The sequence below is a fragment of the Pseudomonas sp. NMI542_15 genome, assembly GCF_021283425.1.
GTDB lineage: Bacteria > Pseudomonadota > Gammaproteobacteria > Pseudomonadales > Pseudomonadaceae > Aquipseudomonas > Aquipseudomonas fortuita.
The window spans coordinates 143,494-157,548 of record NZ_JAJSRO010000003.1; the positions used below are offsets into that span (position 1 = coordinate 143,494).

Below are 14,055 nucleotides of genomic sequence, written 5' to 3' on the forward strand. Positions count from 1 at the left end.
TCGCTTTACAGCCCGCATCGGCCTCAGGTTAGAATCGATTGGCACGCGACCTGCTAGCTTTTGCTGAAAAACGCGCTACCACGTCCCTTCCCGCCGCTGTCTCGGAGTACCTGCCTTTGGATGCAAGCACCATCAACAGCCTGTTCTTGATCGGCGCATTGCTGGTGGGTGCAAGTATTCTGGTCAGCTCGCTGTCTTCGCGCCTGGGCATCCCCATTCTGGTCATCATCCTCGCCGTCGGCATGGTCGCCGGTGTCGATGGTGGCGGCATCATCTTCAACAACTACCCGACCGCCTACCTGGTGGGCAACCTGGCATTGGCCGTGATCCTGCTCGACGGTGGCTTGCGCACGCGGGTGGCAAGCTTTCGCGTAGCGCTGTGGCCGGCGCTGTCGCTGGCCACGGTCGGGGTAATGATCACCACCGCCCTCACCGGCCTGGTCGCCGCCTGGCTGTTCAACCTGAGCCTGATCCAGGGCCTGCTGATCGGCGCCATCGTTGGCTCTACCGATGCCGCTGCGGTGTTCTCGCTGCTGGGCGGCAAAGGCCTGAACGAGCGGGTTACCGCCACCCTGGAGATCGAGTCGGGCAGCAACGACCCAATGGCCGTGTTCCTCACGGTCACCCTGATCGACATGATCGCCAGCGGCCAGACCGGCCTGCACTGGAGCCTGCTGGGCCACCTGTTGCGCGAATTCGGCATCGGCGGGCTGCTGGGCCTGGGTGGCGGCTGGCTGATGCTGCAACTGGTAAACCGCATCAACCTGGCCGGTGGCCTGTACCCGATCCTGGTAGTAGCCGGCGGCCTGGTGGTGTTCTCGCTGACCAACGCCCTGCACGGTAGCGGCTTCCTCGCCGTATACCTGTGCGGCCTGGTGCTGGGCAACAAGCCTATCCGCAGCCGCCATGGCATCCTGCACATGCTCGACGGCATGGCATGGCTGGCCCAGATCGGCATGTTCCTGGTGCTGGGGCTGCTGGTCACACCTCACGACCTGCTGCCCATCGCCTTGCCGGCGCTAGGCCTGGCATTGTGGATGATCCTGGTGGCGCGGCCGCTGTCGGTGGTCGCGGCACTGCTGCCGTTCAAGGCCTTCCATGGCCGCGAAAAAGGCTTTATCTCCTGGGTAGGCCTGCGCGGCGCGGTGCCGATCATTCTGGCGGTGTTCCCGCTGATGGCCGGCCTGCCAGACGCTCAGCTGTTCTTCAACCTGGCGTTCTTCATCGTGCTGGTATCACTGCTGGTGCAAGGCACCAGCCTGCCGTGGGTGGCCAAACTGCTAAAAGTGACCGTACCGCCAGACCCGGCGCCAATCTCCCGCTCTGCCTTGGAAGTGCACATCACCAGCGAGTGGGAAATGTTCGTCTACCGCCTGGGCGCCGAAAAATGGTGCATCGGGGCCGCCCTGCGCGAGCTGAAAATGCCCGAAGGCACGCGGATTGCCGCGCTGTTCCGGGGCGAACAACTGCTGCACCCCTCAGGCAGTACCGTGCTGCAAGTAGACGACATGCTCTGCGTGATCGGTCATGAGCACAACCTGCCTGCCCTGGGCAAGTTGTTCAGCCAAGCGCCACAACGTGGCCTAGACCTGCGTTTCTTTGGCGACTTCGTGCTCGAAGGCGATGCCGAACTGGGAGCCGTTGCAGCGCTTTACGGCCTGAAACTCGATGGCCTGGACGCGAAAATGCCGTTGGCGCAGTTCATCCGACAGAAGGTCGGAGGCGCTCCAGTAGTAGGTGACCAGGTCGATTGGCATGGCACGATCTGGACCGTGGCGACCATGGACGGGAACAAGATTCAGAAAGTAGGCGTCAGATTCCCCGAAGGAACGCGACCCGGACCAGGATTGTTCCTCTAAACTTCGTTTCTGCCGGATCCACAAGTAGTCTGCCTATGTCCCTGCGCGCGTACCTTCGCACAGCCCTGCTCGGGCTGTGCCTGTCCCTTTCCTTTGCCGCCACCGCGGCAGAAGCCCCGACCACCGCCAGCATCCAGAATAGCCTCGACAAGATCGCCGAGCGCAAACTGCCCGAGGCTGACCAGAAGGCCCTGCAGCAAGTGCTCGAGCAAACGCTGAGCCTGCTTGCCAGCAAGGAAGACAACGAAAAGAAGCTCGCCGCGCTCAAGCAGCAGTTGACCAGTGCGCCCAAGGAAACCAGTGACAGCCAGAAGGAGCTCGCCAGGCTCAAGCAAAGCAAGGCGCAGCCCGTCGCTCAACGGTACGCCGCACTCACCGTGCCGCAGCTCGAGCAAATGCTCAGCGAACGCAACACCCAGCAGGGCGAGCTGCAGAAGGCGCTGTCCGAAGCCAACAGCCTGATCATCAATTCGCAAACCCGCCCGGAACGCGCCCAGGCCGAAATCAGCAACAGCCAGGCCCGCGCCCAGCAGATCAACACCATCCTTAAAACCGGCAAGGACGGCGGCAAATCGATCAACGCCGACCAGCGCAACCAGCTCAACGCCGAACTTGCCTCGCTCAACGCGCTGACCCTGTTGCGCCGCCAGGAACTGGCCGGCAACACCCTGCTGCAAGATCTCGGCAATGCTCGTCATGATTTGCTGATCGAGCGCGCCGCGCGCCTGGAGCAGGAAATCCAGGACCTGCAGACCCTGATCAACGAAAAGCGCCTGGCCCAGTCCCAGGAAGCGGTTACCCAACAGTCGATCGAGGCCCAGAAGGCCGGTGGCAGCAGCCTGCTGGCGACCGAAAGCGCGATCAACCTCAAGCTCTCCGACTACCTGCTGAAAAGCACCGACCGCCTCAACGAGCTGACCCAGCAGAACCTGCGCACCAAGCAGCAGCTGGACAGCCTGACCCAGGCCGACCAGGCGCTGGACGAGCAGATCAACGTGCTCAAGGGCAGCTTGCTGCTGTCAAAGATCCTCTACAAGCAGAAGCAGACCCTGCCGCACCTGAAAGTCGACCGCGACCTGGCCGACCAGATCGCCGACACCCGGCTGTACCAGTTCGAGGTCAACCAGCAACGCGAGCAGATGAGCAACCCGGTCACCTACGTCGACAAGCTGCTGGCCGCCCAACCGCAGGAAGACGTGACTCCCCAGCTGCGCAAGGCGTTGCTGGAGGTGGCGATCACCCGCAGTGACCTGCTGGAGCGGCTGAACCGCGAACTGTCGGCGCTGCTCAACGAATCGATCACCCTGCAGCTCAACCAGAAGCAGCTGCTGGGCACCGCACAGAACCTGCGCACCACCCTGGACGAGCAGATGTTCTGGATCCCCAGCAACAAGCCGCTGGACTGGGACTGGCTGAGCTATGTACCCGAGCGCCTGGCCGACCAGGTCGCCAACCTGCCGTGGGGCTCGGGCCTGAAAGAGCTGGCCGACGGCCTGAGCCAGCGTCCGCTGCTGTTCTTGCCACTGTTGCTGGTCATCGGCGCGCTGTTGTGGCGGCGCAAGTACCTGTACCAACGGCTAGGCAAGGTGCACCAGGACATCGGCCACTTCCGCCGTGACAGCCAATGGCACACGCCCCAGGCGATCCTTATCAACATCCTCCTGGCGATGCCGGTCAGCCTTGGCCTGGCGCTGTGCAGCTACGCCTTGCAGATCGACGCCCGCGGGCAAAACGCCAACCTGGGCGCCGCACTCTGGCAGCTGGCCCAGGCCTGGCTGGTGTTCTACACCGCCTACCGCATCCTCGCCCCCGGTGGCGTGGCAGAAATCCACTTCCGCTGGCACAAACCGCAGGTCGAGTTCCTGCGTGGCTGGGTGCGGCGCCTGGGCACCGTGGTGCTGGCACTGGTCGGTGTGGTGGCGGTGGCCGAACACCAGCCTTCGGCGTTGGCCGACGACGTGCTGGGTATCGGCGTGGTGCTGACCTGCTACGCACTGATGGCCTGGCTGCTCAGCCGCCTGCTGCTCAGCAGCCCCGCGCACCGCAATACCTCTCTGTTCCGCAAGGCCGTGGGCGTCGCGTTCACCGCCCTGCCCATCGCCCTGTTCGTCGCTGTGTGCTTCGGCTACTACTACACCGCGCTTAAACTCACCGACCGGCTGATCTACACCCTGTACCTGCTAATGTTCTGGCTGGTGATCGAAGCGGCATTCGTGCGCGGCCTGTCAGTGGCGGCACGGCGCCTGGCTTACCAACGCGCGCTCAGCAAACGGGCTGCGGCCAAGGAAGGGCTGGATGGCGAAGTCATTACCGAAGAGCCGACGCTGGACATCGAGCAGGTCAACCAGCAATCGCTGCGCCTGATCCGCCTGGCCCTGCTCGGCGGCTTCATCGCCGGCCTGTACTGGGTGTGGGCAGACCTGATCTCAGTGTTCGCCTACCTCAACAACTTCGTCCTGTACGAATACACCAGCGGCACCGGCACGGCCGCCAGTATGGTGCCGATCAGCCTCGGCGACCTGCTGGGTGCGCTGGTGATCGTCGGCATCACCTTCGCCCTGGCGGGCAACTTGCCAGGCCTGCTCGAGGTGCTGGTGCTTTCACGCCTGAACCTGGCCCAAGGCAGTGCCTATGCCACCACGACCCTGCTGTCGTACACCATTGTCGGCATCGGTATCGTCAGCACCCTGTCGACCCTGGGGGTGAGCTGGGACAAGCTGCAATGGCTGGTGGCCGCGTTGTCGGTGGGCTTGGGCTTCGGCATGCAGGAAATTTTCGCCAACTTCATTTCCGGCATCATGATTCTGTTCGAGCGCCCGGTACGGATCGGCGACACCATCACCATCGGCAATCTGTCGGGCACGGTGAGCAAGATACGCATCCGCGCCACCACCATCACCGATTTCGACCGCAAGGACATCATCGTCCCCAACAAGACCTTCATCACCGGCCAGCTGATCAACTGGTCGCTGACCGACACGGTCACCCGAGTGACGCTGAAGCTGGGCATCGACTACGGCTCCGACCTGGACCTGGTACGCGACCTGCTGCTCAAGGGCGCACACGAAAACCCGCGCGTGCTCAAGGACCCGGAGCCGATCGTGTACTTCCTCAACTTCGGTGAAAGCTCGCTCGACCATGAGTTGCGCATGCACGTGCGCGACCTGGGCGACCGCAACCCGACGCTGGACGAGATCAACCGCTACATCAACCGCGAGTTCAAGGCCCACAACATCAAGATCTCGGTACGCCAGGTGGAGGTGTTCCTGATGGACCAGAAGGGCGGCAAGCAGCAGTTGATTCCGCTGGAGCAACCTAAACCGGATGGCACTGCACCGGCCTGAGTGGGCTCGAATGCTTTATTCTGTGCTGAATCTTAGGAGCAGCCCGTGAAAGCCCTCGACCAACTCACCTTCGACAACCGCTTCGCCCGCCTGGGCGATGCGTTCTCCACCCAGGTGCTGCCCGAGCCCATTGCAGACCCGCGCCTGGTGGTAGCCAGCGAGTCGGCCATGGCCTTGCTCGAGCTCGACCCCGCGCAAGCCGACCTGCCAGTGTTCGCCGAGCTGTTCAGCGGCCATAAGTTGTGGGAAGAAGCCGACCCACGGGCGATGGTCTATTCCGGGCACCAGTTCGGCTCGTACAACCCCCGCCTGGGCGATGGCCGCGGCCTGCTGCTGGCCGAAGTCCTCAACGACAAAGGCGAGCACTGGGACCTGCACCTCAAGGGCGCCGGCCAGACCCCGTATTCACGCATGGGCGACGGCCGCGCCGTGCTGCGCTCGTCGATCCGCGAATTCCTTGCTTCCGAAGCCCTGCACGCCCTCGGCATCCCCAGCAGCCGGGCGCTGTGCGTGATCGGCTCCAGCACCGTGGTGTGGCGCGAAACCCGTGAAAGCGCCGCCATGCTCACCCGCCTGGCGCAGAGCCATGTACGTTTCGGCCATTTCGAGTATTTCTACTACACCAAGCAGCCCGAACAGCAGCGTGTGCTGATCGACCATGTGCTGGAGCAGCACTACCCCGAATGCCGTGACGCCGAACAACCGTACCTGGCCATGTTCCGTACCATCGTCGAGCGCAACGCCGAACTGATCGCCCGCTGGCAGGCCTATGGCTTCTGCCACGGGGTGATGAACACCGACAACATGTCGATCCTGGGCATCACCTTCGACTTCGGCCCGTACGCCTTCCTCGACGACTTCGACGCCAACTTCATCTGCAACCACTCCGACGACCGTGGCCGCTACAGCTACGCCAACCAGGTGCCCATCGCCCACTGGAACCTCAGCGCGCTGGCTCAGGCCCTGACCACTGTCATCGAGGTTGAGCCACTGAAGGAAGCACTGGGGCTGTTCCTGCCGCTGTACCAGGCGCATTACCTGGACCTGATGCGCCGGCGCCTGGGCCTGACCACTGCCGAAGACGACGATATGGCACTGGTCGAGCGCCTGCTGCAGTGCATGCAGCGTGGTGGCGTGGACTACAGCCTGTTCTTCCGCAAGCTGGGTGAACAGCCTGCGGCACAGGCGCTGAAGGTGGTGCGCGACGACTTTATCGACCTGGCCGGCTTCGATGCCTGGGGTGCAGACTACCTGGCCCGCTGTGAACGCGAACCCGGCAATGCCGAAGGCCGCCGTGAACGGATGCATGCGGTGAACCCGCTGTATGTGCTGCGCAACTACCTGGCGCAAAAGGCCATCGAAGCGGCTGAGGCAGGGGATTACAGTGAAGTACGGCAATTGCACCAGGTACTGACCCGCCCCTTCGAGGAACAGCCCGGGATGCAGGCCTACGCCCAGCGACCGCCGGAATGGGGCAAGCACCTGGAAATCAGCTGCTCTTCCTGATTGATGATTGCTCTACCGGCCCTGTCACCGGCAAGCCAGCTCCCACAGGTAACGTGCCAGACCTGAGGCAAGCGGTCCCCCTGTGGGAGCTGGCTTGCCGGCGATAGGGCCCGAACAAACAACACAAGGAATTGATATGTCCGACCCACTGGTAATCCCCTGTCCCCACTGCAACGGCCTCAACCGCCTGCCCGCCGAGCGCCTGGGCGACGCGCCGAAATGCGGCCGCTGCAAACAGGAGGTGCTGTTGAGCACCCCCTTCGAGCTCACCGAAGCCAGCTACGCCAGCCAGATCAAAGGCGACCTGCCGCTGCTGGTCGACATCTGGGCCGACTGGTGCGGCCCCTGCAAATCCTTCGCTCCCACCTTCGAACAAGCCGCCCGCCAACTGGCCGGCCGCTGCCGCCTGGCCAAGCTCGACAGCGAAGCCAACCGCAACCTGGCCGGGCAACTGGGCATCCGCTCGATCCCCAGCCTGCTGCTGTTCAAGAACGGCCGCGAAGTCAGCCGCCAGGCCGGAGCATTTCCACTCCAGTCGTTGCTGGAGTGGGTGCGTAGCCAAGGGGTTTAGGTGTGTTTTCTGGTGCATGCCGTTAGCAGGATGGCGCCTGTGAGATCGAGCGCCGCCCGCGCGGCGCTTCGCGGGACAAGCCCGCTCCCACATTTGTTTCTGGCCAACTACTCCTGTGCCATAGGCGCGCGCACCCTTGGTGTATGGCGAAAGATGGGTGAAGGGTAGCTGCGTAACCTTTGATATCGAATGGAACAAACAAGCCGGACAGCGGTGAACTCACAGGAGGGACTGGCCCAAAACAGATGTGGGAGCGGGCTTGTCCCGCGAAGCGCCGCGCGGGCGGCGCTCGATGTCACAGGCGCCGAAAATGCTGCGCCAGGCACCTGGCAGCCTTGATACCTACCAGACGTCTAACCTCTCTCCTCCAGCAGATCATGCAACTCGACAAACTGCTGGGTCAGCTTGTGCTTGGGCTCCAGGTGAATCAGCGGCAGGCTGGCGTGGTGCGATTCGCGCATCTTCACCGAGCTGCCCAGGTACACCGGTAGCACCGGCAGGCCTTCTTCCAGCAGCTCGTCGAGCATCTGCTGCGGCAGGCTGGCACGGGACTGGAACTGGTTGACCACGATGCCTTCGACCATCAAGTCTTCGTTGTGGTCTTCCTTGAGGTCTTCGATCTCCGCCAGCAGGCCATACAGGGCCTGGCGCGAAAAGCTGTCACAGTCGAAGGGAATCAGCACGCGATCTGCGGCGATCAACGCAGAAACGGCATAGAAGTTCAGCGCTGGCGGGGTATCGATGTAGATACGCTCGTAGTCCTCGTCCAGCTCGTCGAGCAACTTTCGCAGCTTGTTGATCTTGTGCTTGGCCTCAAGCTTGGGCTGCAGGTCGGCCAACTCGGCAGTGGCAGTGACCACGTGCAGGTTGTCGAACGGGGTTTCGTAGATATCGACTTTGTTCTTCTTGCTGAACGGCCCGCTGGACAGGCTTTGCTTGAAGAAGTCGGCAATACCCATCGGGATATCCTCGCCGGTCAGGCCGGTGAGGTACTGGGTCGAGTTCGCCTGGGCATCCAGGTCGATCAAAAGGGTCCGGTAGCCTTCATTGGCACTGACCGCCGCCAGGTTGCAGGCGATGCTCGACTTGCCCACCCCACCTTTCTGATTGAACACCACGCGACGCATGATTGACCTCCGTGTTTCAACGAATGCCCGAGTATGTGGCGGCACTGCGGCAATGGCCAGCGCCATTTGGCCAACATTAGCCCTGGCCGACCACCTGCCCGGTCAACAGCTCGGCAAACGCCTTGGCCATTACCGAATTGCCCCGCTCGCGCTGCACTAGCCACACCGCCGACATCGCCCCTTCATCCAGCAGCGTGCGGTACACCACCCCTTCGATGCGCATACGCTGGAACGACGCTGGCAACACCGATACCCCCAACCCCGCCGAGACCAGGCCGATGATGGTCATTGCCTCCCCAGCCTCCTGGGCAAAGTGCGGGCTGAAGCCCGCCTGCCGCGCCAGGCTGAGCAACTGTGCATGCAGGCCGCTGCCATAACTGCGCGGGAAGAACACAAACGGCTCATGGGCCAGCGCCGCCATGTGCACCCCTTGTTCCGTGCCTTCAGCCAGCGGATGCGATGCGTTGATCACCGCCACCAGCGGCTCGCGGAACAATTCGGTGGCCAACAAGCCTTCCGGCAAAGGCATCGGCCGCATCAGCCCTACTTCGATGGACTCGTCGAACACTGCTTCGGCGATATCACGGCTGCTCATTTCTTTTAAGTTCAGGTGCACAGCCGGGAAGCGCTGGCGAAAGGCATGGATGGCCTTGGGGATCTTCGAGGTGAATGGCGCAGACGAGGTAAAGCCAATCTTCATTTCGCCCAATTCACCCAACTGCGCCCGCCGCGCCACATCTGCGGCCTTCTCCACTTGCGCCAGCACCTGCCGCGCTTCCTCAAGGAACAGTCGCCCCGCCTCGCTCAGCTCGACCCGACGGTTGGTACGCTCGAACAGCCGCGCTCCCAGTTCCTGCTCCAGGGCCTGGATCTGCTGGCTCAGGGGCGGCTGGGAAATGCCCAGTTGCTGGGCGGCGCGGCCAAAGTGCAGCTCTTCAGCCACAGCAATGAAGTAGCGCAGGTGACGCAGTTCCATGACCAGCTCCTAATGAGTCGAAAAACGTCTTAAATAGGTCGAACAATATATTGGATCTAATCATTAGCCAGCTATATGCTTTTTTCATTGCGCCAGAGGTACCCGCCCGTGAAAACTGCTGTAGCTCCCCTTCCTGCCGAACCAGAGCCTGCCTCCCTGAACGAAATGTGGATTGAAAAAGGCACCCCCGCCTTCATGAAGACCGTGCTGGCACTGTTCAGCGGCGGCTTCGCCACCTTTGCCCTGCTGTACTGCGTGCAGCCGATGATGCCGCTATTGTCGAAAGAATTTGCCATCAACGCGGCGCAGAGCAGCCTGGTGCTGTCGGTTTCCACCGCCATGCTGGCGTTCGGCCTGCTGATCACCGGCCCCATCTCTGACCGCATCGGGCGCAAGCCGGTGATGGTCTTTGCCCTGGTTTGCGCCGCCCTCTCCACCCTGGCCAGCGCGGTAATGCCAAGCTGGGAACTGGTACTGGCCACCCGCGCCCTGGTTGGCCTGTCTCTGAGCGGTTTGGCCGCTGTGGCCATGACCTACCTGAGCGAAGAGATCCACCCACAGCACATCGGCCTGGCCATGGGCCTGTACATCGGCGGCAACGCGATTGGCGGCATGAGCGGGCGGCTGATTACCGGCGTGCTGATCGACTTCGTCAGCTGGCACACGGCCATGCTGACCATCGGTGGCCTGGCCCTGGTCGCCGCACTGGTGTTCTGGAAGGTGCTGCCCGAATCGCGCAACTTCCGCCCGCAGATGATGAGCCCGCGCAGCCTGCTGGACGGTTTTGTCATGCACTTCAAAGATGCCGGGCTGCCTTGGCTGTTCCTGGAAGCCTTCCTGCTGATGGGGGCTTTCGTCACCCTGTTCAACTACATCGGCTACCGCTTGCTGGCCGAGCCCTACCACATGAACCAGGCGCTGGTCGGTTTGCTGTCGGTAGTGTACCTGTCCGGGATCTACAGCTCGGCGCAAGTCGGTGCCCTGGCAGACAAGCTAGGCCGGCGCAAAGTGTTCTGGGCCAGTATCGTGGTGATGGCCGGTGGCTTGCTGATGACCCTGGCCAGCCCGCTGGCGATGGTGATCGTGGGCATGCTGGTGTTCACTTTCGGCTTTTTTGGCGCACACTCGGTGGCCAGCAGCTGGATTGGCCGCAGGGCGCTCAAAGCCAAGGGGCAGGCATCGTCGCTGTACCTGTTCAGCTATTACGCAGGGTCCAGCGTGGCCGGTACGGCGGGCGGGGTGTTCTGGCACCAGTGGGGCTGGAACGGCATCGGGCTGTTCATTGGCAGCTTGCTGGCGGTTGCGTTGCTGGTGGCGTTGCACCTGAGCAAGTTACCGCCCAAATCGGTGTGAAGCATTCGCGGGCACGCCCGCTCCCACAGGGTTCAGTGCAATCCCTGTGGGAGCGGGCGTGCCCGCGAAGAGGCCATCAGATCAGTTGATGATCTCTACGATATCCACATCCACTTCCCGGCTCATCAGGTGCTTTTCCACCTCACCGCTCAGCTTCACCTTGGTCTTGTCGTTGAACGGCGTCGGCGGCAGGTCTTCATCGTCGATTTCAACAGTGATGGTGCCGGTGTTGTCCTTGAACTCGTACTTGTCGTCGTTGTTGATCTTCTTGGTCACATACCCCTGCAGCACCACGGGCGTGTCATCGGCAGCGTCGTTGGCAGCTGCCACGGTGGTGACCGACTGGGCGCCGGGGCCGGTATAGCTGGCGGCCAGTGCAGCAGTGCTGAACAGCGGGGCAAAGATAAGGGCGAGATAACGTGCTTTCATGAGGATCGGGTCCTGTTTAGGTTTCGATGGGACCAGATTAGCGACGTTCGCTGAATCCAAACTTAATGCAACAAAAAGCCCGGCACTGGGCCGGGCTTTGCTTTCAGCGCTCAGATCACTGATGGTACTGCGCCGAAAGCTCGTGCACGGCATTGATGAACACGCCCGCATGCTCCGGGTCGACTTCCGGGGTAATGCCATGGCCAAGGTTGAACACGTGGCCGGTGCCGTGACCATAGCTGGCCAGAATGCGCGCCACTTCCTGGCGGATGGCCTCAGGCTTGGCGTACAGCACGGTCGGGTCCATGTTGCCTTGCAGCGCCACCTTGTCACCCACACGGCGGCGGGCATCGCCGATGTCGCAGGTCCAGTCCAGGCCCAGTGCGTCGGCGCCTGCTTCGGCAATGCTTTCCAGCCACAAGCCACCGTTCTTGGTGAACAGGATCACCGGCACCTTGCGCCCTTCGTGCTCGCGGATCAGCCCGCTGACGATCTTGCGCATGTAGGCCAGGGAGAACTCCTGGTAGGCCGCCGCCGACAGGTTACCGCCCCACGTGTCGAAGATCTGCACAGCCTGGGCACCGGCCAGGATCTGGCCGTTCAGGTAGCTGGTGACCGACTGGGCCAGTTTGTCCAGCAGCAGGTGCAGGGCTTGCGGGTTGTCGTAGGCCATGGCCTTGGTCTTGCGGAAGTCCTTCGACGAGCCGCCTTCGACCATGTAGGTGGCCAAGGTCCACGGGCTGCCGGAGAAGCCGATCAAGGGCACACGGCCATTGAGCTCACGGCGAATGGTGCTGACCGCGTCCATCACATAGCCCAGGTCTTTCTGCGGATCGGGGATCGGCAGCGCTTCGATGTCGGCCGGGGTGCTGATGACCTTCTTGAAACGCGGGCCTTCGCCGGTTTCGAAGTACAGGCCCAGGCCCATGGCGTCAGGGATGGTGAGGATGTCCGAGAACAGGATCGCCGCGTCCAGCGGGTAGCGGTCCAGCGGCTGCAGGGTAACTTCGCAGGCAAACTGCGGGTTCATGCACAGGCTCATGAAGTCGCCGGCCTTGGCGCGGCTGGCGCGGTACTCCGGCAGGTAGCGGCCGGCCTGGCGCATCATCCACACCGGGGTGACGTCTACGGGTTGCTTGAGCAGCGCACGCAGGAAACGATCGTTCTTCAGGGCAGTCATGTCGGCATCCGGAAAAATAGTGCGGGCATTTTCTCAGACGCCAGCGCAAAAGGCACGGCCATGGCCATGCGTTTTGTCTATTGGATGCTATAGATCAAGCGTTTTTGTATACAAAAGCTTCGCGGGCATGCCCGCACCCACAGGTTCTGCGCTTAACCCTGTGAGAGCGGGCATTCCCGCGAATAGGTCGAAAATCAGACTTCGAGGTAGTCCAGGATACCTTCCGCAGCCGTACGCCCTTCGAAGATCGCCGTCACCACCAGGTCCGAACCACGCACCATGTCGCCACCGGCGAACACTTTCGGGTTGCTGGTCTGGTGCTTGAACTTGCCTTTCTCCGGGGCTACTACACGGCCCTGGCTGTCCAGCTGGATACCATGCTGCTCGAACCACGGCGCCGGGCTTGGACGGAAGCCGAAGGCGATCACCACGGCATCGGCTGGCAGGATCTCCTCGGAGCCCGGGATCGGCTCAGGGCTGCGGCGGCCACGGGCATCCGGCTCGCCGAGACGGGTCTCGACCACCTTCACGCCTTCGACCTTGTCCTCGCCGACAATGGCGATAGGCTGGCGGTTGTAAAGGAACTTCACGCCTTCTTCCTTGGCGTTCTTCACCTCTTTGCGCGAACCCGGCATGTTGGCTTCGTCACGGCGATAGGCGCAGGTCACCGCTTTGGCGCCCTGGCGGATCGAGGTGCGGTTGCAGTCCATCGCGGTGTCACCACCGCCCAGTACCACCACCTTCTTGCCTTGCATGTCGACGAAGTCTTCCGGGGACTTCTCGAAGCCCAGGTTGCGGTTGACGTTGGCGATCAGGAAATCCAGTGCGTCATGCACGCCCGGCAGGTCTTCGCCCGGGAAGCCGCCCTTCATGTAGGTGTAGGTACCCATGCCCATGAACACTGCGTCGTACTCGGCGAGCAGCTGTTCCATGGTCACGTCCTTGCCCACCTCGGTATTCAGGCGAAACTCGATGCCCATGCCGGTGAACACTTCGCGGCGGTTGCTGAGCACGGTCTTTTCCAGCTTGAACTCTGGAATGCCGAAGGTCAGCAAGCCACCGATTTCCGGGTTCTTGTCGAACACAACCGGGGTTACGCCAGCGCGCACCAGCACGTCGGCGCACCCCAGGCCAGCAGGGCCGGCACCGATGATGGCGACGCGCTTGCCGGTTGGTTTGACCTTTGACATGTCCGGGCGCCAGCCCATGGCAAAGGCGGTGTCGGTGATGTACTTCTCCACCGAACCGATGGTCACCGCGCCGAAGCCGTCGTTCAGGGTGCAGGCACCTTCACACAAACGGTCTTGCGGGCACACACGGCCGCACACTTCCGGCAGGGTGTTGGTCTGGTGCGACAGCTCAGCCGCCGCCAGGATGTTGCCTTCGGACACCAGCTTCAACCAGTTAGGGATGAAGTTGTGCACCGGGCACTTCCATTCGCAATACGGGTTACCGCAGCCCAGGCAGCGGTGCGCCTGGTCTACTGACTGCTGCGGCTTGAACGGTTCGTAGATTTCCACGAACTCCTTCTTGCGCTGGCGCAGCAGCTTTTTCTTAGGGTCCTTGCGGCCCACTTCGATGAACTGGAAGTCGTTGTTCAGACGTTCAGCCATTTTTCAAAACCTCTTTACAGCAGCTGCAAGCTACACGCTGCAAGCCGCAAGACGATCACTTAAGCCGGGCAAACCTCGTACTGCCTTCAGGTGCAGC

10 protein-coding genes are annotated in these 14,055 nt (G+C 62.3%); 5 read left to right on the plus strand and 5 right to left on the minus strand.

Going from position 1 to position 14,055, the window contains the following annotated elements; genetic code table 11:
- Window positions 1–116 precede the first annotated feature (116 nt).
- From LU684_RS06645 to trxC, 4 genes are all read left to right on the plus strand, one after another.
- Window positions 117–1,859, plus strand: coding sequence for a potassium/proton antiporter (locus LU684_RS06645; RefSeq protein ID WP_016489608.1), 1,743 nt, complete (start codon window positions 117–119; stop codon window positions 1,857–1,859).
- A gap of 35 nt (window positions 1,860–1,894) precedes the next feature.
- On the plus strand, window positions 1,895–5,203 hold the full coding sequence (gene mscK, locus LU684_RS06650; RefSeq protein WP_016489609.1) for a mechanosensitive channel MscK: 3,309 nt from the start codon (window positions 1,895–1,897) through the stop codon (window positions 5,201–5,203).
- Between the two features lie 45 nt (window positions 5,204–5,248).
- Window positions 5,249–6,709, plus strand: a complete 1,461-nt coding sequence (gene selO, locus LU684_RS06655; RefSeq protein ID WP_232894303.1) for a protein adenylyltransferase SelO — start codon at window positions 5,249–5,251, stop codon at window positions 6,707–6,709.
- A 136-nt stretch (window positions 6,710–6,845) separates the two neighbouring features.
- Window positions 6,846–7,280, plus strand: a complete 435-nt coding sequence (gene trxC / locus LU684_RS06660; protein ID WP_016489611.1) for a thioredoxin TrxC — start codon at window positions 6,846–6,848, stop codon at window positions 7,278–7,280.
- Window positions 7,281–7,633: 353 nt separating this feature from the next.
- On the opposite strand, the gene LU684_RS06665 is transcribed toward trxC, so the two are convergent.
- Together LU684_RS06665 and LU684_RS06670 are read right to left on the minus strand one after the other, a co-directional pair.
- Window positions 7,634–8,407, minus strand: coding sequence for a ParA family protein (locus tag LU684_RS06665; protein WP_016489613.1), 774 nt, complete (start codon window positions 8,405–8,407; stop codon window positions 7,634–7,636).
- A 76-nt stretch (window positions 8,408–8,483) separates the two neighbouring features.
- The gene (locus LU684_RS06670) at window positions 8,484–9,383 is read right to left on the minus strand and encodes a LysR family transcriptional regulator (protein ID WP_016489614.1); all 900 of its coding nucleotides are present in this window, start codon (window positions 9,381–9,383) and stop codon (window positions 8,484–8,486) included.
- A 165-nt stretch (window positions 9,384–9,548) separates the two neighbouring features.
- On the opposite strand from LU684_RS06670, the gene LU684_RS06675 reads away from it, so the two are divergent.
- A complete protein-coding gene (locus LU684_RS06675; protein ID WP_224372599.1) occupies window positions 9,549–10,736 on the plus strand; it encodes an MFS transporter in 1,188 nt (395 codons plus the stop codon).
- An 81-nt stretch (window positions 10,737–10,817) separates the two neighbouring features.
- Here LU684_RS06675 and LU684_RS06680 read toward each other — a convergent pair whose 3' ends face one another.
- From LU684_RS06680 to LU684_RS06690, 3 genes are all read right to left on the minus strand, one after another.
- A complete protein-coding gene (locus tag LU684_RS06680) occupies window positions 10,818–11,165 on the minus strand; it encodes a YgiW/YdeI family stress tolerance OB fold protein (RefSeq protein ID WP_232894309.1) in 348 nt (115 codons plus the stop codon).
- A gap of 115 nt (window positions 11,166–11,280) precedes the next feature.
- A complete protein-coding gene (gene hemE, locus LU684_RS06685; protein ID WP_016489617.1) occupies window positions 11,281–12,345 on the minus strand; it encodes a uroporphyrinogen decarboxylase in 1,065 nt (354 codons plus the stop codon).
- Window positions 12,346–12,539: 194 nt separating this feature from the next.
- The gene (locus tag LU684_RS06690; RefSeq protein ID WP_016489618.1) at window positions 12,540–13,958 is read right to left on the minus strand and encodes an FAD-dependent oxidoreductase; all 1,419 of its coding nucleotides are present in this window, start codon (window positions 13,956–13,958) and stop codon (window positions 12,540–12,542) included.
- Window positions 13,959–14,055 lie beyond the last annotated feature (97 nt).